16 protein-coding genes are annotated in these 18,143 nt (G+C 54.0%); 8 read left to right on the top strand and 8 right to left on the bottom strand.

What is annotated here, in order from left to right; all coding sequences use genetic code 11:
* Positions 1-34 precede the first annotated feature (34 nt).
* From FDW95_RS19510 to folA, 7 genes are all read left to right on the top strand, one after another.
* Entirely contained in the window at positions 35-1,321 is a 1,287-nt protein-coding gene (locus tag FDW95_RS19510; protein WP_115259488.1) for an FAD-dependent oxidoreductase, read from the top strand.
* Positions 1,318-1,605, top strand: coding sequence for a ferredoxin-like protein FixX (gene fixX, locus FDW95_RS19505; protein ID WP_096758345.1), 288 nt, complete (start codon positions 1,318-1,320; stop codon positions 1,603-1,605). Before FDW95_RS19510 ends, fixX begins: the two co-directional genes overlap by 4 nt.
* 108 nt (positions 1,606-1,713) lie before the next feature.
* Positions 1,714-3,057: an MFS transporter gene (locus tag FDW95_RS19500; protein WP_115259487.1), complete on the top strand. Its 1,344-nt coding sequence runs from the start codon at positions 1,714-1,716 to the stop codon at positions 3,055-3,057.
* Positions 3,058-3,147: 90 nt separating this feature from the next.
* On the top strand, positions 3,148-3,381 hold the full coding sequence (locus tag FDW95_RS19495; RefSeq protein WP_096758343.1) for a YgdI/YgdR family lipoprotein: 234 nt from the start codon (positions 3,148-3,150) through the stop codon (positions 3,379-3,381).
* A 104-nt stretch (positions 3,382-3,485) separates the two neighbouring features.
* Positions 3,486-4,016, top strand: coding sequence for a glutathione-regulated potassium-efflux system oxidoreductase KefF (kefF, locus tag FDW95_RS19490; protein ID WP_115259486.1), 531 nt, complete (start codon positions 3,486-3,488; stop codon positions 4,014-4,016).
* On the top strand, positions 4,009-5,871 hold the full coding sequence (gene kefC, locus FDW95_RS19485; RefSeq protein ID WP_115259485.1) for a glutathione-regulated potassium-efflux system protein KefC: 1,863 nt from the start codon (positions 4,009-4,011) through the stop codon (positions 5,869-5,871). The genes kefF and kefC overlap by 8 nt, the downstream gene beginning before the upstream one ends.
* 198 nt (positions 5,872-6,069) lie before the next feature.
* Positions 6,070-6,549, top strand: a complete 480-nt coding sequence (gene folA / locus FDW95_RS19480; protein WP_096758340.1) for a type 3 dihydrofolate reductase — start codon at positions 6,070-6,072, stop codon at positions 6,547-6,549.
* A 96-nt stretch (positions 6,550-6,645) separates the two neighbouring features.
* Here folA and apaH read toward each other — a convergent pair whose 3' ends face one another.
* The 6 genes from apaH to lptD are packed head-to-tail and all read right to left on the bottom strand — an operon-like array spanning position 6,646 to position 13,392.
* The gene (gene apaH, locus FDW95_RS19475) at positions 6,646-7,494 is read right to left on the bottom strand and encodes a bis(5'-nucleosyl)-tetraphosphatase (symmetrical) ApaH (RefSeq protein ID WP_115259484.1); all 849 of its coding nucleotides are present in this window, start codon (positions 7,492-7,494) and stop codon (positions 6,646-6,648) included.
* Between the two features lie 10 nt (positions 7,495-7,504).
* Complete coding sequence (gene apaG, locus FDW95_RS19470; RefSeq protein ID WP_096758338.1) at positions 7,505-7,882, bottom strand: Co2+/Mg2+ efflux protein ApaG; 378 nt, start codon at positions 7,880-7,882, stop codon at positions 7,505-7,507.
* 2 nt (positions 7,883-7,884) lie between these two features.
* Positions 7,885-8,706 carry a 16S rRNA (adenine(1518)-N(6)/adenine(1519)-N(6))-dimethyltransferase RsmA gene (rsmA, locus tag FDW95_RS19465; protein ID WP_096758337.1) on the bottom strand — a complete coding sequence of 274 codons (822 nt, stop codon included), beginning with the start codon at positions 8,704-8,706 and terminating at the stop codon, positions 7,885-7,887.
* Positions 8,699-9,691, bottom strand: coding sequence for a 4-hydroxythreonine-4-phosphate dehydrogenase PdxA (pdxA, locus tag FDW95_RS19460; protein WP_115259483.1), 993 nt, complete (start codon positions 9,689-9,691; stop codon positions 8,699-8,701). Before pdxA ends, rsmA begins: the two co-directional genes overlap by 8 nt.
* Positions 9,691-10,977 (bottom strand): peptidylprolyl isomerase SurA, encoded by a 1,287-nt coding sequence (surA, locus tag FDW95_RS19455; RefSeq protein WP_115259482.1) that lies wholly within the window; start codon positions 10,975-10,977, stop codon positions 9,691-9,693. The genes pdxA and surA overlap by 1 nt, the downstream gene beginning before the upstream one ends.
* A gap of 54 nt (positions 10,978-11,031) precedes the next feature.
* Positions 11,032-13,392 carry an LPS assembly protein LptD gene (gene lptD, locus FDW95_RS19450; RefSeq protein WP_137363587.1) on the bottom strand — a complete coding sequence of 787 codons (2,361 nt, stop codon included), beginning with the start codon at positions 13,390-13,392 and terminating at the stop codon, positions 11,032-11,034.
* A 255-nt stretch (positions 13,393-13,647) separates the two neighbouring features.
* Here lptD and djlA point away from each other — a divergent pair, with 255 nt between their 5' ends.
* Positions 13,648-14,460 (top strand): co-chaperone DjlA, encoded by an 813-nt coding sequence (gene djlA, locus FDW95_RS19445; RefSeq protein ID WP_096758333.1) that lies wholly within the window; start codon positions 13,648-13,650, stop codon positions 14,458-14,460.
* A 104-nt stretch (positions 14,461-14,564) separates the two neighbouring features.
* Here the strand turns inward: djlA and rluA are convergent, their stop codons facing one another.
* Entirely contained in the window at positions 14,565-15,224 is a 660-nt protein-coding gene (rluA, locus tag FDW95_RS19440) for a bifunctional tRNA pseudouridine(32) synthase/23S rRNA pseudouridine(746) synthase RluA (protein WP_115259480.1), read from the bottom strand.
* An 11-nt stretch (positions 15,225-15,235) separates the two neighbouring features.
* Positions 15,236-18,142 carry an RNA polymerase-associated protein RapA gene (gene rapA / locus FDW95_RS19435; RefSeq protein WP_115259479.1) on the bottom strand — a complete coding sequence of 969 codons (2,907 nt, stop codon included), beginning with the start codon at positions 18,140-18,142 and terminating at the stop codon, positions 15,236-15,238.
* Position 18,143: the final 1 nt, after the last annotated feature.

Below are 18,143 nucleotides of genomic sequence, written 5' to 3'. Positions count from 1 at the left end.
TACGAAAGTACTCTGCCGCTGAGAGGAGTTGTATATGTCCGAAGATATCTTTGATGCCATCATCGTGGGTGCAGGGCTGGCTGGCTCGGTTGCGGCGCTGGTGCTCGCTCGTGAAGGTGCACAGGTGCTGGTTATCGAGCGCGGCAATTCTGCTGGCGCGAAGAATGTCACCGGTGGGCGCATGTATGCGCACAGCCTGGAGCGTATCATCCCTGGCTTTGCTGAGCATGCTCCCATTGAACGCATGATCACCCACGAAAAACTCGCCTTTATGACTGAAAAAGGGGCGATGACGATGGATTATTGCAACGGAGAAGAGGCGGCGGCGTCGCAGGTTTCTTATTCCGTATTGCGCAGTAAATTTGACGCCTGGCTGATGGAGCAGGCTGAAGAGGCGGGCGCCCAGCTGATTACCGGTATCCGCGTGGATAATGTCGTCCAGCGTGATGGCAAGGTCGTGGGTGTGGAGGCCGATGGCGATATTCTTGAAGCAAAAGTGGTGATCCTCGCTGACGGCGTGAATTCTCTTCTGGCAGAAAAGTTGGGTATGGCCAAGCGCGTTGACGCGGCACATGTGGCCGTTGGTGTGAAGGAGCTTATTGAATTGCCGAAATCGGTGATTGAAGACCGCTTTCATCTGCAGGGTAACGAAGGTGCAGCCTGTCTGTTTGCAGGGTCGCCAACTGACGGCCTGATGGGCGGTGGCTTCCTCTATACTAATGAAACCACTGTTTCTTTAGGGCTGGTATGCGGCCTTCATCACCTGAAGGACGCGAAAAAATCGGTCCCGCAAATGCTGGAAGATTTCAAACAGCACCCGGCCGTTGCCCCACTGATTGCTGGTGGCAAGCTGGTGGAATATGCCGCTCACGTAGTGCCGGAAGCCGGGATGAATATGCAGCCGGCACTGGTGGGCGACGGTGTACTGATTGCTGGTGATGCTGCCGGAATGTGTATGAACCTTGGCTTCACCATTCGCGGTATGGATTTGGCTATCTCGGCAGGCGAAGCGGCCGCTAAAACGGTACTTTCAGCCATGAAGCGTGACGACTTTAGCAAGCAAGCGCTTGCCGAATATCACCAACATTTGGACGACGGCCCGATGCGCGATATGCGCATGTATCAGAAGCTGCCTGCGTTCCTCGATAATCCCCGCATGTTTACCGCCTATCCAGAAATGGTAGTGAATATCGCCCGCGACCTGTTTACCGTGGATGGTTCAGCGCCGGTCCCGATGCGTAAAACATTGCTGCGTCATGCGAAGAAAGTGGGCTTCATCAACCTGATGAAGGATGGCCTTAAAGGAGTGACCGTATTATGACTTCTCCCGTCAATGTAGACGTCAAACTGGGCGTCAATAAATTCAATGTCGATGAAGAAAGCCCGCACATCATTCTGAAAACTCAGCCCGATAAACAGGTGCTGGAGGTGCTGATCAAAGCCTGCCCGGCCGGCTTGTACAAAAAACAGGATGACGGCAGCGTGCGCTTTGATTACGCCGGTTGCCTGGAATGCGGCACTTGTCGAATTCTCGGACTCGATACGGCGCTGGAGAAATGGGAATACCCACGCGGCACCTTTGGTGTGGAGTTCCGCTACGGCTAAACCTGGTGCCGGATGGCGGCTTCGCCTTATCCGGCCTACAGGCACAGTACGTAGGCCTGATAAGCGCAGCGCCATCAGGCATTAAGTTAAATAAAACAGGACATCACCATGCAGCAGCCCAGGAACTTTGATGACATCAAATTCACCTCCATTCACCGGCGAATAATGCTGTGGGGAAGCGGTGGACCGTTTCTGGATGGCTATGTGCTGGTGATGATTGGCGTTGCACTGGAGCAGCTCACACCGGCATTGAAGCTGGATGCGGAGTGGATTGGTCTGTTAGGTGCCGGGACGCTGGCCGGGCTGTTTGTCGGCACGTCGCTGTTTGGCTACATCTCCGATAAAGTCGGGCGGCGCAAAATGTTCATCATCGATATCATCGCCATTGGCGTGATATCGGCGGCGACGATGTTTGTTTCTTCTCCCGTAGAGCTGCTGGTGATGCGGGTGTTGATCGGGGTGGTCATCGGCGCAGATTATCCGATAGCCACTTCCATGATCACCGAGTTCTCCAATACCCGACAGCGCGCCTTTTCCATCGGTTTTATCGCTGCCATGTGGTATGTCGGTGCGACCTGCGCCGATCTGGTCGGCTACTGGCTGTATGATGTCGAGGGGGGATGGCGCTGGATGTTGGGGAGTGCGGTGATCCCCTGTATTTTGATCCTCATTGGCCGTTTCGATCTTCCCGAGTCACCGCGATGGCTACTGCGTAAAGGGCGGGTAAAAGAGTGTGACGCGATGATGATCAAGCTGTTCGGCGAGCCGGTGGTGTTCGACGAAGAAGCACCGCAGGAAACACGCTTTCTTCAGTTGTTTAATCGCCGCCATTTCCCGTTTGTCTTATTCGTCGCCGCCATCTGGACCTGCCAGGTGATCCCGATGTTCGCTATTTATACCTTTGGTCCGCAGATTGTCGGATTGCTCGGCCTCGGCGTTGGGAAAAGCGCCGCACTGGGCAACGTGGTGATTAGCCTGTGCTTTATGCTGGGCTGTATTCCACCGATGTTCTGGCTCAACAGTGCTGGTCGTAGGCCGCTGTTAATCGGCAGCTTTATTATGATGACGCTGGCGCTGGCCGTGTTAGGGCTGATTCCTGATATGGGTGTCTGGCTGGTGGTGCTGGCGTTTGCCGTGTATGCGTTTTTCTCGGGAGGACCGGGGAACCTTCAGTGGTTGTACCCCAATGAGCTGTTCCCCACCGATATTCGCGCGTCCGCCGTCGGGGTGATCATGTCGCTAAGCCGGGTAGGAACCATTGTGTCTACCTGGGCGCTGCCAGTATTCATCACTAAATACGGGATCAGCCATGTGATGCTGATGGGGGCCGGGATTTCGCTGATTGGCCTGCTGGTTTCCATTGCCTTTGCGCCAGAAACGCGGGGGCTGACGTTGGCTCAGACCAGCCAAATGACGATCCGCAGTAAGCCAGCGTCGAGAGCCAGCCATTAGGAGTGTTCTGTATTTTCCCTGTTACTCAGTCAGTTAGCCTAAACTTAAACGGTATATCACTGAAAATGACTGAAAAGCAGGGAGAACACCATGCAAAAACATATTCTGATCACCTCCATTTTTACCGCAGCAGCGCTGTTCACCGTCGTCGGTTGTTCCTCCAACCAGGCGGTTAAAACAACCGACGGTAAAACCATTGTCACCAACGGCAAGCCGCAGGTGGATGATGATACAGGCCTGGTCTCGTATGAAAATGCGGAAACCGGTAAAACGGAACAAATTAACCGCGATCAAGTGAAAGATATGAGCGAACTCGACAACTAATTCAGTTTTCTCCATTCAGCTACTCAATAATATTGACTTTTAGCCTGCTGATTAACTGACTAAACTCACTGGTATTACAATAATGCAGTGATAGCAGGCTAATCATGATTCTCATCATTTATGCACATCCCTATCCGCAGCACTCGCATGCGAATAAGCGGATGCTTGAGCAGGCAAGGACGCTGGAGGGCGTAGAGGTTCGTTCGCTCTACCAGCTTTATCCCGACTTCAATATCGACATCGCCGCGGAGCAGGACGCGCTTTCACGCGCGAGCCTCATCGTCTGGCAGCATCCCATGCAGTGGTACAGCACACCGCCTCTCCTCAAACTGTGGATGGACAAAGTCCTCGCCCACGGCTGGGCGTATGGTCATGGAGGCACTGCGCTGCGCGGTAAACATTTGTTGTGGGCGGTCACCACCGGCGGCGGTGAAAATCATTTTGATATCGGCTCACACCCAGGTTTTGACGTGCTTTCTCAACCGTTGCAGGCCACGGCGTTATATTGCGGCCTGAAGTGGTTACCGCCGTTTGCGATGCACTGTACGTTCATCTGTGACGACGAAACGCTACAGGCTCAGGCGCGGCATTACAAGCAGCGCTTAATGGAGTGGCAGGAGGCACATCATGGATAGCCACACGCTGATACAGGCGCTGATATATCTTGGCTCAGCGGCGTTGATTGTGCCGATTGCGGTCCGGCTGGGGTTAGGCTCGGTGCTGGGGTATCTCATTGCAGGGTGCATCATCGGCCCGTGGGGCTTAAGGCTGGTGACGGACGCCGAATCTATCCTGCACTTTGCGGAAATCGGTGTGGTGCTGATGCTGTTTGTCATCGGTCTGGAACTCGACCCACAACGTTTGTGGAAGCTGCGGGCCTCGGTGTTTGGCGGCGGTGCGCTGCAAATGGTGGTCTGCGGCGGATTAATTGGTTTGTTCTGTATGTTCCTCGGCCTGCGCTGGCAGGTGGCTGTACTGATTGGCATGACGCTGGCTCTCTCCTCGACGGCTATCGCCATGCAGGCGATGAATGAACGCAACCTGATGGTGTCGCAAATGGGCCGCAGTGCGTTTGCCGTACTGTTGTTCCAGGATATTGCCGCCATTCCGCTGGTTGCCATGATCCCGCTGCTGGCGGCGAGCGGGGCGTCAACCACGCTCGGAGCGTTTGCGCTGTCGGCGCTGAAAGTGGCCGGTGCACTGGCGTTGGTGGTGGTACTGGGTCGTTATGTCACACGACCGGCCCTGCGTTTTGTCGCGCGCTCCGGACTGCGGGAGGTGTTCAGCGCCGTCGCCCTGTTCCTGGTTTTTGGATTCGGTTTATTGCTGGAAGAGGTGGGCCTTTCGATGGCGATGGGCGCATTCCTGGCGGGCGTTTTGCTGGCAAGCTCGGAGTATCGTCATGCGCTGGAAAGTGATATCGAACCGTTTAAAGGGTTGTTGCTGGGGCTGTTTTTCATCGGCGTCGGGATGTCTATCGACTTCGGCACGCTAATTGATAATCCGCTACGTATTATTATTCTGCTGGCGGGTTTCCTGGCAATCAAAACCATCATGCTGTGGGTGATTGCTAAGCCGTTGCAGGTGCCGAACAAGCAACGTCGCTGGTTTGCCGTATTATTAGGACAAGGGAGTGAGTTTGCCTTCGTGGTGTTTGGTGCGGCGCAAATGGCCAATGTGCTTGATCCTGAATGGGCAAAAGCGCTGACGCTTGCAGTGGCGCTATCGATGGCGGCCACGCCCATTTTGCTGGTTGTCCTGACGCGGCTGGAAAAATCGTCCACCGGTGAAGCGCGTGAGGCGGATGAAATCGATGAGGAGCAACCCCGGGTGATTATCGCCGGGTTTGGTCGATTCGGCCAGATAACCGGTCGCTTGCTGCTGTCGAGCGGGGTGAAGATGGTGGTACTTGATCATGACCCGGACCATATCGAAACGCTGCGCAAATTTGGGATGAAGGTTTTTTATGGCGATGCAACACGGATGGATCTACTGGAGTCTGCGGGGGCCGCGAAAGCGGAGGTGATCATTAATGCCATTGACGATCCGCAAACCAGTCTGCAACTGACCGAAATGGTGAAAGCACATTTCCCGCACTTGCAAATTATTGCCCGGGCGCGCGATGTTGATCATTACATTCGCTTGCGTCAGGCGGGGGTTGAGATGCCTGAGCGTGAAACCTTTGAAGGCGCGTTGAAAACCGGGCGCCTGGCGCTGGAGGGGCTGGGGCTTGGGCGCTATGAAGCACGTGAGCGGGCCGATTTATTCCGTCGTTTCAATACGCTGATGGTTGAGGAAATGGTGAAAGGTGAAAACGACGCGATTTCACGCGCGGCGGTATATAAACGCACCAGCGCCATGTTGAGTGAAATTATTACCGAGGATCGTCAGCATTTGTCTCTGATTCAACGCCATGGCTGGCAAGGCACGGATGAAGGTAAACATACGGGAGACGTCGCAGATGAGCCGGAAGTGAAACCGTCAACATAGGGTAAAAAATGTGATGTTCTGCAAACTTTACTGCTAATTGACTGTTTTTGAACTACTGTAATGCTGGCAGCCCACTAAGAAGTCACGGACTCGCCAGCAGAACAGAAAATTTTCCTGCACATCTTCCTTTGGCTAGTCGACGAAAGAATGCGCTTTCCGTATAGTGGCGACAATTTTTTTGTATCCGGGAATTATTCAATGATCAGTCTGATTGCGGCGTTAGCGGTAGATCGCGTCATCGGTATGGAAAACGCCATGCCGTGGAACCTCCCTGCCGATCTCGCCTGGTTTAAACGTAACACCTTAAATAAGCCGGTTATTATGGGGCGCCATACCTGGGAATCCATCGGCCGACCGTTGCCAGGGCGTAAAAATATCGTCATCAGCAGCAAGCCGGGCACCGACGATCGCGTGCAGTGGGTGAAGTCTATTGATGAGGCGATTGCTGCCTGTGGCGATGAACCCGAGATTATGGTGATTGGCGGTGGGCGCGTGTATGAGCAGTTCCTGCCTAAAGCACAGAAGCTGTATCTGACGCATATCGATGCAGAAGTCGAAGGGGATACGCATTTTCCGGACTACGAGCCGGATGACTGGGAATCGGTCTTTAGCGAATTCCACGATGCCGACGCGCAAAACTCACACAGCTATTGCTTCGAAGTTCTGGAACGTCGTTAATCATGTAATTGCCGGATGGCGGCGAAACGCCTTATCAGGCCTACATCCGGCACTGGAGTAGGCCTGATAAGCGTAGCGCCATCAGGCATAAACATTTCAGGCGTTTACCGCCTCACCGGGATCCAGCTTCAGATGGCGATTTGAAGGCTGAGTAAAGTACTGTTTGTCTTCCCAGCGCAGACAGGTGAGATCCCCGCCCCAACAGCAGCCTGTATCCAGCGCGTAAACCCCTTCCGGCGTCCCTTTACCCTCCAGCGAGGCCCAGTGCCCAAAGGCAATGCTATAGGCGTCACTGACCGGGCCTGGGATGGCAAACCACGGTTTCAGTGGAGCGGGCGCGTCTTCCGGCGACTCTTTGCTGTACATATCCAGCTGGCCATTCGGGAAACAGTAACGCATGCGGGTAAAGGCGTTAGTAATAAAACGTAGGCGTGCCAATCCGGTCAGTTCTGGCGTCCAGTTATTTGGCATGTCGCCATACATGGCATCAAGAAAGAACGGGTACGAGTCGCTCGATAGCACGGCTTCGACATCGCGGGCGCAGTCTTTCGCGGTTTGGAGATCCCACTGTGGTGTAATCCCGGCATGCGCCATCACCAGCTTCTTCTCTTCATCAACCTGTAACAGCGGTTGGCGACGTAGCCAGTTCAGCAGAGAATCCGCATCCGGGGCATCGAGTAGCGGCGTGAGCCGGTCTTTGGGTTTATTCCGGCTGATGCCTGCAAATACGGCCAGCAGGTGCAAATCGTGATTACCTAAGACTAACCTTACGCTGTCGCCAAGCGATTTGACATAACGCAGTACGTCAAGCGAGCCGGGGCCACGCGCGACCAGGTCGCCTGTGAGCCATAAGGTATCTTTCCCAGGGGCAAAATTGACTTGATGCAGCAATGCGATCAGTTCGTCGTAACAACCGTGAACGTCGCCAATGAGGTATGTTGCCATAGCTATTGTTTTAGTGGATGAGCGTTGGAACGGCGAGCCTGAATACGGGAATGTCGATGGTAAAGGCAACGCCTTTCTCATCGATCATTTCGTAATGACCCTGCATGGTGCCCAGCGGGGTTTCAATCACCGCGCCGCTGGTATATTGGTACTCTTCACCGGGATCAATGTGGGGCTGAACGCCAACCACACCTTCACCCTGAACTTCGGTTTCACGGCCATGACCATTGGTAATCAACCAGTAACGTCCCAACAGTTGCACCGGCGCTCGCCCCAAATTGCGGATGGTTACGGTATAGGCAAAAACGTAACGTTCATCATCAGGTGAGGATTGCGCCTCAATATAGACGCTTTGTACCTGAATACACACTCGGGGCGAATTGATCATGCTTAACTCTCCTTCGATGACGCTTTTTCTGACAGATAGTTAGCCATCCGGCAGTATTGGGCGACAGAGATATTTTCCGCTCGCAGCGCCGGATCAACACCCAGTTCCGTCAGCACTTCAACGCTGAACAGATTACCGAGGCTGTTACGTACCGTTTTACGGCGCTGGTTAAACGCTTCGGTCGTAATGCGGCTCAGGACGCGAACGTCTTTGACCGGGTACGGCATCGTCGCGTGAGGGACCAGGCGTACAACGGCGGAATCAACTTTAGGCGCAGGCGTGAACGCGGATGGCGGTACTTCAAGTACCGGGATCACCTGGCAGTAATATTGTGCCATAACGGTTAGTCGACCATACGCTTTACTGTTTGGCCCTGCAACCAGACGGTTGACCACTTCTTTTTGCAACATGAAATGCATGTCGGCAATGGCATCAGTATAGGTAAAAAGATGGAACATCAGCGGCGTGGAGATGTTGTATGGCAGGTTACCAAATACGCGCAGCGGCTGACCCAGGGTTTGCGACAACTCGCCAAAGTCCATGGTCATGGCATCTTGCTGATAGATAGTCAGCTTCGGCCCTAAAAACGGGTGCGTTTGCAGGCGTGCGGCCAGATCGCGGTCCAGTTCAATGACCGTGAGCTTGTCCAGACGTTCACCTACCGGCTCGGTTAATGCCGCAAGGCCCGGGCCGATTTCGACCATGGCCTGACCCTTTTGCGGGTTGATCGCAGAGACAATACTTTCGATCACAAACTGATCGTTGAGGAAGTTTTGCCCGAAACGTTTACGGGCTAAATGGCCCTGATGGACTCGATTATTCATTAGTATTAACAATCATTTTGATGGCGAGGTTAAGCGCCGTAATAAAACTGCCGACATCTGCTTGCCCACGACCCGCAAGTTCGAGTGCGGTGCCGTGATCAACGGATGTGCGAATAAAGGGCAGGCCCAGTGTGATATTCACACCGCGACCAAATCCCTGGTATTTTAGCACGGGGAGACCCTGATCGTGGTACATTGCCAGCACGGCATCCGCGCTATCGAGATATTTAGGTTGAAACAGAGTATCTGCGGGCAGTGGACCGCGTAATTTCATTCCCTGACCACGCATTTCATCCAGTACTGGAATGAGCGTATCGATCTCTTCCGTCCCCATATGACCGCCTTCCCCCGCATGTGGGTTCAGGCCGCAGACCAAAATCTGCGGATCGTTCAGGCCAAACTTGGTGCGTAAATCATGGTGCAGAATGCCGATCACTTCCCGCAGTAGTGTGGGCGTAATGGCATCGGCAACGTCTCTGAGCGGCAGGTGCGTGGTTGCCAGGGCAACGCGCAGCTCCTCGGTCGCCAGCATCATCACGACTTTTTTCGCCTGCGAGCGTTCTTCAAAGTACTCAGTGTGTCCGGTAAACGGCACGCCGGCATCGTTGATCACGCCCTTGTGAACCGGGCCAGTAATCAGCGCGGCGAATTCACCGTGTAAGCAACCGTCGCATGCGCGAGCCAGCGTATCAACCACATACGGTCCATTCTCTACCGCCAGTTGCCCCGCAATGACAGGGGCCCGCAGCGCAATCGGTAACAGCGTCAATGTGCCCGCTGCTTGTGGTTTGGCTGGGATATCAGGAGAGTAGGGGAGGAGCGAAAGCGGTAAACCGAGCATAGCTGCTCGGTTCGAAAGTAATGCGGCATCGGCGCAGACGACGAGTTCAACCGGCCACTCACGCTGCGCAAGCTGGACCACCAGGTCCGGACCAATCCCGGCGGGTTCGCCGGGAGTGATGACAACGCGTTGAGTACGGACCATTAGTTGCTCAGAATTTTAACGTACGCGCTGGCACGCTGTTCTTGCATCCAGGTCGCCGCTTCTTCTGAGAACTTACGGTTCATCAGCATGCGGTAGGCTCTGTCTTTCTGCGCGGCGTCAGTTTTATCAACGTTACGCGTGTCCAGCAGTTCGATCAGGTGCCAGCCAAAAGAGGAGTGCACCGGAGCGCTAATCTGACCTTTGTTCAGTCGGGTCAGCGCATCGCGGAAGGCCGGATCGAAAATATCCGCTGCCGCCCAACCCAGATCGCCGCCCTGGTTTGCAGAGCCAGGATCCTGAGAGAACTCTTTAGCCGCGGCGGCAAAGGTCGTTTTACCGCTCTTAATATCAGCCGCGATTTGCTCCAGTTTCAGACGCGCCTGCTGATCGGTCATGATCGGAGACGGTTTCAGCAGGATATGGCGGGCATGAACTTCCGTTACGGAGATGCTCTGGCTCTGGCCACGCATATCGTTGACTTTCAGAATGTGGAAGCCGACACCTGAACGAATCGGGCCGATGATATCGCCTTTTTTCGCAGTGCTTAGTGCCTGTGCAAAGATGCCTGGCAGTTCCTGAATACGTCCCCATCCCATCTGGCCGCCTTTCAGCGCCTGCTGGTCTGCGGAATAGGTGATCGCCAGTTTACCGAAATCGCTACCGTTACGTGCTTCTTCGACGACAGCACGCGCCTGGCTTTCTGCTTCATTAACCTGGTCGGAGGATGGGTTTTCCGGTAACGGAATCAGAATGTGGCTCAGGTTCAGCTCAGTGCTGGCATCATTTTGATTGCCAACCTGCTGAGCCAGAGCATCCACTTCCTGCGGCAGAATGGTGACGCGACGGCGAACTTCATTGTTACGCACTTCAGAGATGGTCATCTCTTTACGGATCTGGTTACGATAGGTCGAATAGCTCAGACCATCGTGGGCCAGACGACTGCGCATCTGGTCCAGTGTCATATTGTTCTGCTTAGCGATGTTGGCGATGGCCTGATCCAACTGCTCATCAGTGATTTTCACCCCCATCTTCTGACCCATCTGCAGAACGATTTGATCCATGATCAAACGTTCGAGGATCTGATGGCGCAGCGTTGCGTCGTCGGGTAATTGCTGACCCGCCTGACCCGCATTAAGTTTTACTGACTGCATTAAGCCATCAACGTCGCTTTCCAGAACGACGCCGTTATTGACGACGGCTGCGACTTTATCGACTACCTGTGGGGCAGCGAAACTGGTATTCGCGACCATGGCGAAACCGAGAAGCAGCGTTTTCCAGTTCTTCATACTTTTTCCATTATTAATTAACCGCAATGCGGATTACGTTTTAAATCAATCAGATCATAAAGCGCTTTGATACGGCAAAATGTTCGAACGCAACATTTGGTTGGTGCCGAGACCATAGTTAGAGCTCAGACCGCGCAGTTCGATGTTAAAGCCGATCGTGTTGTCATAAATCGCGTGTTTTTGCGTATCATCCCAACCGTTCAGCTTACGCTCGTAGCCAAAGCGAATGGCATAACAGCAGGAGTTGTACTGTACGCCCAGCATGGAGTCTGCTGCTTTGTTCACATTGGTATCGAAGTAGTACGCCCCGACAATTGACCAACGGTCAGCAATCGGCAGGCTGGCCACTGCACCTACCTGAGAAATCCCGTTCTTATACTGATCTGCCGTAGAGTAGTACGACGGCAGGGTAGCTTGAATATATTCCGAGCTGGCATAACGGTAGTTCAACTGCAGCATACGGTTTTCGTCGCGACGGTATTCGATGCTGCTGCTGCTGGTGGCGACACTATCCAGACGGGTATCGTACTGGATCCCGCTGCGTAAACCCCAGCGATCGGAGATACGCCAGTAGGTATCGCCTGCCCATACCAGTGAGCCGGTTTGGTCATCATTCTCCCATTTAATGTTGTCATCGCCGGTGCGAGACTCGGTGAAATAGTAGATTTGACCCACAGAAATGTTAAAACGTTCAACGGCAGCGTCATCATATACGCGAGATGTGACCCCGGTCGTCACCTGGTTGGCAGAGGCGATACGGTCAAGACCACCATAGGTGCGGTCGCGGAACAGGCCGCTGTAGTCAGCTTGCAGCAGAGAGGAGTCATAGTTATAGATATGGCTTTGGTCGCGATACGGCACGTACAAATACTGCGCACGCGGCTCCAGTGTCTGGGTATAGCCAGGTGCCAGCATTTGCATATCGCGTTCAAAGACCATCTTGCCGTCGATTTTGAACTGCGGTATCACGCGATCGGCTGACTCATCCAGCTTGTTCACATTTGCAGGATTATTATTGTACCAATCCACATTTGTCTGCTGGTAGTGCGTCGCCAGCAGCTTCGCTTCAGTGTTGATGCTTCCCCAATTGTTCGATAGCGGCAGATTGATGGTCGGCTCAAGGTGAACGCGCGTCGCTTCCGGCATGTTGTCATTCGTATTGACGAGATGTACTGCCTGCCCATAAATTCGGGTATCGAACGGTCCGACGTCATTCTGATAGTAGTTGACGTCTAACTGTGGTTGCGCAGAGTAACTGTTGCTATTTGCCGCATCAAAGACCTGGAACTGCTTAGTCGATATTGTCGCATCAAAGTTTTGCACCGCATAGCCGACGCTGAATTTCTGCGTGGCGTAGCCGTCGGTGCTGGACCCGTATTTATTATCAAAATCATTAAAGTAGCTGGTGTCGCTAACCTTGGTGTAGTCGACATTGAAGCGCCATACCTGGTCCATCACACCAGCGTGTTGCCAGTAGAACAACCAGCGGCGTGAGTTGTCATCTTTCGGATGTTCATCGTCGTAGACTTTATCGGAGTTCAAATAGTCGAACTCCATCAAACCGGTGCCGGCCTGGCTGAGGTAGCGGAATTCGTTCTCCCACATCACGCCGCCACGACGGTGCATGTAATGCGGCGTGATGGTGGCGTCCATATTGGGCGCGATGTTCCAGTAATACGGCAGGTAGAACTCAAAATAGTTATTGCTGGAGTATTTTGCGTTCGGGATTAAGAAACCGGAGCGGCGTTTATCGCCGACGGGCAGCTGCATATACGGGCTGTAAAAGACCGGAACCGGACCCAGTTTAAAGCGGGCGTTCCAGATTTCCGCGACCTGTTCTTCGCGATCGTGGATCACTTCGCTACCGACAACGCTCCAGGTATTGGAACCCGGTAGACAGGAAGTGAAGCTCCCGTTTTCCAGAATGGTGTAGCGGTTTTCACCCCGCTGTTTCATCAGGTCGGCTTTACCGCGTCCCTGACGACCGACCATCTGATAGTCACCTTCCCAGATGTTGGTATCTTTGGTATTCAGATTCGACCAACCCTTCGGCCCCTTCAGAATGACCTGATTGTCATCATAATGGACGTTACCCAGCGCATCGACGGTACGGACCGGCTCCGGCAGACCCTCGGCCTGCTTCTGGTGCAACTGCACTTCGTCAGCCTGCAGGCGGCTGTTACCCTGTGCGATATCCACGTTGCCAGTAAACACGGCGTCATCCGGGTAATTCCCTTTCGCGTGATCGGCATTGATGGTAACAGGTAATTCATTGGTCTCGCCCTGCACCAGAGGACGGTTATAGCTTGGCACGCCCAACATGCACTGTGAGGCGAGATCGGCTGCCAGACCCTGTTGACTATAAAGGGCGCTGGCAATCATGGTGGCCAGAAGAGTGGGAATACGTTTTTTCATACGTTGTATTTATTGTTCCATCATCAGTAGCGTCGCGCGTGACAAACGGTCACAGCCTAACTTATCTCATCTTCACTGCGCTAGTGTTAATCCTGCCCATTTAGGCATCCGTGGTGTTAGGCACGGCATTGAATGACAGGTATGATAATGCAAATTATAGGCGATGTCCCACAATTGACCGCTGCCGTAAAACGGTAAAAGCACCTTATATTGTGGTACATAGCCCGGCTGGCAGCGTAAAGATTTGGGGAGTCTATGCAGTATTGGGGAAAGATTATTGGTGTCGCCGTGGCCTTAATGATGGGCGGCGGCTTCTGGGGCGTGGTTTTAGGCCTGCTTGTGGGTCATATGTTCGACAAAGCCCGCATGCGCAAAATGGCGTGGTTTGCCAATCAACGTGAACGTCAGGCGCTGTTTTTTGCCACCACCTTTGAGGTGATGGGACACCTGACCAAATCAAAAGGACGTGTCACGGAAGCCGATATTCATATCGCCAGCCAGCTGATGGACCGGATGAATTTACACGGTGACTCACGAACCGCTGCGCAGCATGCCTTCCGGGTGGGAAAATCAGACAATTACCCATTACGTGAAAAAATGCGCCAGTTTCGCAGCGTCTGTTTTGGCCGCTTCGACCTGATCCGTATGTTTCTGGAGATCCAGATCCAGGCGGCGTTTGCGGACGGGTCGCTGCATCCTAACGAACGTGAAGTGCTGTATGTGATTGCTGAAGAGCTGGGGATCTCGCGCGCGCAATTTGATCAGTATCTGCGCATGATGCAGGGTGGTGCGCAGTTTGGTGGTGGATATCAGCAACAGTCTGGCGGTGGCTGGCAGCAGGCACAGCGTGGCCCGACGCTGGAAGATGCGTGTAATGTGCTGGGTGTTAAAGCGACCGACGATGCCACTACTATTAAGCGCGCTTATCGTAAACTGATGAGCGAGCACCATCCCGACAAGCTGGTCGCGAAAGGACTACCGCCGGAGATGATGGAAATGGCCAAGCAGAAAGCGCAGGAAATTCAAAAGGCTTATGAGTTAATTAAAGAACAGAAAGGCTTCAAGTAAGCGGCAGAATAAGTTGCCGGATGGCGGCTAGCGCCTTATCCGGCCTACGTTGAAGAATGTAGGCCGGGCAAGCGTAGCGCCCCCGGCACAGAGCAGCACAAAATTTAAAAATCTGCCGGGACTTTAAAGGTCATACTATTGCCATACTCGGGATGAGTAATGGTGAGCATCTCGGCATGCAGCAGCAGGCGTGGCGCTAACGCCAGCGCCTCCGGCGGGGCATAGAAGCGGTCACCCAGAATCGGATGCCCTAACGCCAGCATATGCACGCGTAGCTGATGAGAACGCCCGGTAATGGGTTTCAGCACCACCCGCGCGGTATTATCCGCCGCGAATTCCACTACTTCATACTCAGTCTGCGCGGCTTTGCCCGTCTCATAACAGACTTTCTGTTTTGGTCGGTTCGGCCAGTCGCAAATCAGCGGTAAATCCACCAGTCCCTCGGCGGGTGAGGGATGCCCCCACACGCGTGCGACATACTGCTTCTTCGGTTCGCGCTCGCGAAATTGACGCTTTAGCTCGCGCTCTGCCGCTTTGGTCAGCGCCACTACAATCACGCCGCTGGTGGCCATGTCCAGGCGATGCACTGATTCTGCCAGTGGATAGTCGCGTTGAATACGCGTCATCACGCTGTCTTTGTGCTCTTCAAGGCGACCCGGCACGGACAACAAGCCGCTCGGCTTGTTGACCACCATAATGTGTTCATCCTGATACAGGATAACCAGCCAGGGTTCCTGCGGCGGATTGTAGTTTTCCATCCCCATGTATGGCTCCGTTACTGATGCGTCACGACAATCAGGCGTAAGGCATCCAGACGCCAGCCGGCCTGATCCAGGCTTTCCATCACCTGTTGACGGTTGCTTTCAATCGCGGCAAGTTCGTCATCACGGATGTTCGGGTTAACGGCGCGCAGCGCTTCCAGACGCGACAGTTCTGCAGACAGCTTCTCATCCGCTTCTTTACGCGCGGCGTCGATCAGCGCGCGGGCAGATTGCTCAACCTGCGCTTCACCCAACTGCAGAATCGCATGGACATCTTGCTGCACGGCGTTGACCAGCTTGCTACCGGTATGGCGATTAACGGCACTGAGCTGGCGGTTAAAGGTTTCAAACTCCACCTGAGCGGCGAGGTTGTTACCGTTTTTATCCAGCAACATGCGCACCGGCGTCGGTGGCAGGAAGCGGTTGAGCTGCAGTTGCTTCGGTGCCTGCGCTTCGACCACGTACACCAGTTCAACCAGCAGGGTACCAACCGGCAAAGCTTTGTTTTTCAACAGAGATATGGTGCTGCTGCCGGTATCACCAGACAGGATAAGATCCAGACCGTTACGGATCAGCGGATGCTCCCAGGTGATAAACTGGGCGTCTTCACGCGACAGTGCAATATCTCGCTCAAAGGTAATGGTGCAGCCGTCTTCAGGCAACCCCGGAAAATCCGGGACCAGCATATGATCGGACGGCGTCAGCACAATTAAGTTGTCCCCGCGATCGTCCTGATTAATACCGACGATATCAAACAGGTTCATGGCGAAGGCGATCAGGCTGGTGTCGTCATCCTGCTCCTCAATGCTCTCAGCCAGCGCCAGCGCTTTTTCGCCGCCGTTGGAGTGAATCTCGAGTAGACGGTCGCGCCCTTGTTCCAGCTGCGCTTTCAGTGCGTCATGCTGTTCACGGCAGGCTTTGATCAGATCATCAAATCCTTCGTTGTTTTCCGGCTCTGCCAGATAACCAATCAGGTTGTTATAGACCGTATCATAAATCGTACGCCCGGTCGGACAGGTGTGCTCAAACGCATCCAGACCTTCGTGGTACCAGCGTACCAGCACGGACTGGGCGGTTTTTTCCAGGTACGGGACGTGGATCTGAATATCGTGCGCCTGACCAATACGGTCCAGACGTCCAATACGTTGTTCCAGCAGATCCGGGTTAAACGGCAGGTCAAACATCACCAGGTTGCTGGCGAACTGGAAGTTACGGCCTTCAGAACCGATCTCCGAGCACAGCATCACCTGCGCACCGCTGTCCTCTTCGCTAAACCAGGCGGCAGCACGGTCACGTTCGATGATCGACATACCCTCATGGAATACGGCAGCGCGAATGCCTTCACGCTCGCGCAGCACCTGCTCCAGCTGCAACGCGGTGGTCGCTTTCGCACAGATAACCAGTACTTTCTGCGAACGATGACTGGTCAGGTAGCCCATCAACCATTCAACGCGTGGGTCGAAGTTCCACCAGGTGCCGGTATCGCCTTCGAACTCCTGATAAATCTGCTCTGGATAGAGCATGTCGCGGGCGCGCTCTTCTGCGCTTTTACGTGCGCCCATAATGCCGGAGACTTTAATGGCTGTCTGGTATTGGGTCGGCAGCGGCAGCTTAATAGTATGCAGTTCGCGTTTCGGGAAACCTTTCACCCCATTACGGGTGTTACGGAACAGTACGCGGCTGGTGCCATGGCGGTCCATTAGCATGGAAACCAGTTCCTGCCGCGCGCTCTGGGCATCTTCACGATCGCTGTTAGCAGCTTGCAGCAGCGGCTCGATGTCCTGCTCGCCAATTAGATCGCCGAGCATGTTCAGCTCATTGTTGCTCAGTTTATTGCCTGCCAGCAGCATGGCGACGGCATCGGCTACCGGACGGTAATTTTTTTGCTCTTCAACAAACTGCTCGAAATCGTGGAAACGGCTTGGGTCCAGCAGGCGTAAACGCGCAAAGTGACTTTCCATACCCAGCTGTTCCGGCGTTGCGGTCAGCAGCAAGATGCCCGGTACGCGCTCGGCCAGTTGTTCGATCGCCATATACTCGCGGCTTGGCGCATCTTCGCTCCACACCAGGTGATGAGCTTCATCGACCACCAACAGATCCCATTCTGCTTCACACAAATGCTCCAGACGCTGCTTGCTACGACGCGCAAAATCCAGAGAGCAGATGACAAGCTGCTCGGTTTCAAACGGGTTGTAGGCATCGTGCTGCGCTTCGGCATAGCGCTCATCATCAAACAGCGCAAAGCGCAGGTTGAAACGGCGCAGCATTTCGACCAGCCATTGGTGCTGTAACGTCTCAGGGACGATGATCAGCACGCGTTCGGCGGCACCGGACAGCAGTTGCTGATGCAGGATCATCCCGGCTTCAATGGTTTTTCCCAGGCCCACTTCATCTGCCAGCAAAACGCGAGGGGCATGGCGACGACCGACATCATGGGCAATATTAAGCTGGTGGGGGATCAGGCTGGTACGTTGACCGCGCAGACCACTCCACGGCATACGATACTGTTCGCTCTGAAATTTACGCGCACGATAGCGCAGCGCAAAGCGGTCCATACGGTCGATTTGGCCAGCAAACAGACGATCCTGAGGTTTGCTGAACACCAGCTTGCTGTCGAGCAGGACTTCGCGCAGCACGACGCCGGTTTCTTCGGTATCAAGGCGGGTTCCGATATAGGCAAGCAGTCCGTTTTCTTCTTTTACTTCATCGACATGCAATTGCCAGCCTTCATGGCTAGTGATCGTATCACCAGGATTGAACATCACGCGGGTCACAGGGCAGTCACTGCGCGCATACAGACGGTTTTCACCCGTCGATGAGAAAAGTAAGGTGACGGTTCGCGCATCCATGGCGACAACGGTACCAAGTCCCAATTCGCTTTCTGTATCGCTGATCCAGCGTTGACCAAGTGTAAAAGGCATA

Source organism: Citrobacter sp. wls718 (genome assembly GCF_005280945.1).
Lineage (GTDB): Bacteria > Pseudomonadota > Gammaproteobacteria > Enterobacterales > Enterobacteriaceae > Citrobacter > Citrobacter gillenii.
Note: the sequence above shows the minus strand (reverse complement) of the source record. Positions and strands in the feature narration are given on the sequence as shown.

What these genes read in the sequence shown, in the direction of transcription:
- FDW95_RS19510 (WP_115259488.1), top strand. Translation starts at nt 35, where the DNA reads ATGTCCGAAGATATCTTTGATGCCATCATCGTGGGTGCAGGGCTGGCT.
- fixX (WP_096758345.1), top strand. Translation starts at nt 1,318, where the DNA reads ATGACTTCTCCCGTCAATGTAGACGTCAAACTGGGCGTCAATAAATTC.
- FDW95_RS19500 (WP_115259487.1), top strand. Translation starts at nt 1,714, where the DNA reads ATGCAGCAGCCCAGGAACTTTGATGACATCAAATTCACCTCCATTCAC.
- FDW95_RS19495 (WP_096758343.1), top strand. Translation starts at nt 3,148, where the DNA reads ATGCAAAAACATATTCTGATCACCTCCATTTTTACCGCAGCAGCGCTG.
- kefF (WP_115259486.1), top strand. Translation starts at nt 3,486, where the DNA reads ATGATTCTCATCATTTATGCACATCCCTATCCGCAGCACTCGCATGCG.
- kefC (WP_115259485.1), top strand. Translation starts at nt 4,009, where the DNA reads ATGGATAGCCACACGCTGATACAGGCGCTGATATATCTTGGCTCAGCG.
- folA (WP_096758340.1), top strand. Translation starts at nt 6,070, where the DNA reads ATGATCAGTCTGATTGCGGCGTTAGCGGTAGATCGCGTCATCGGTATG.
- apaH (WP_115259484.1), bottom strand. Translation starts at nt 7,494, where the DNA reads ATGGCAACATACCTCATTGGCGACGTTCACGGTTGTTACGACGAACTG.
- apaG (WP_096758338.1), bottom strand. Translation starts at nt 7,882, where the DNA reads ATGATCAATTCGCCCCGAGTGTGTATTCAGGTACAAAGCGTCTATATT.
- rsmA (WP_096758337.1), bottom strand. Translation starts at nt 8,706, where the DNA reads ATGAATAATCGAGTCCATCAGGGCCATTTAGCCCGTAAACGTTTCGGG.
- pdxA (WP_115259483.1), bottom strand. Translation starts at nt 9,691, where the DNA reads ATGGTCCGTACTCAACGCGTTGTCATCACTCCCGGCGAACCCGCCGGG.
- surA (WP_115259482.1), bottom strand. Translation starts at nt 10,977, where the DNA reads ATGAAGAACTGGAAAACGCTGCTTCTCGGTTTCGCCATGGTCGCGAAT.
- lptD (WP_137363587.1), bottom strand. Translation starts at nt 13,392, where the DNA reads ATGAAAAAACGTATTCCCACTCTTCTGGCCACCATGATTGCCAGCGCC.
- djlA (WP_096758333.1), top strand. Translation starts at nt 13,648, where the DNA reads ATGCAGTATTGGGGAAAGATTATTGGTGTCGCCGTGGCCTTAATGATG.
- rluA (WP_115259480.1), bottom strand. Translation starts at nt 15,224, where the DNA reads ATGGGGATGGAAAACTACAATCCGCCGCAGGAACCCTGGCTGGTTATC.
- rapA (WP_115259479.1), bottom strand. Translation starts at nt 18,142, where the DNA reads ATGCCTTTTACACTTGGTCAACGCTGGATCAGCGATACAGAAAGCGAA.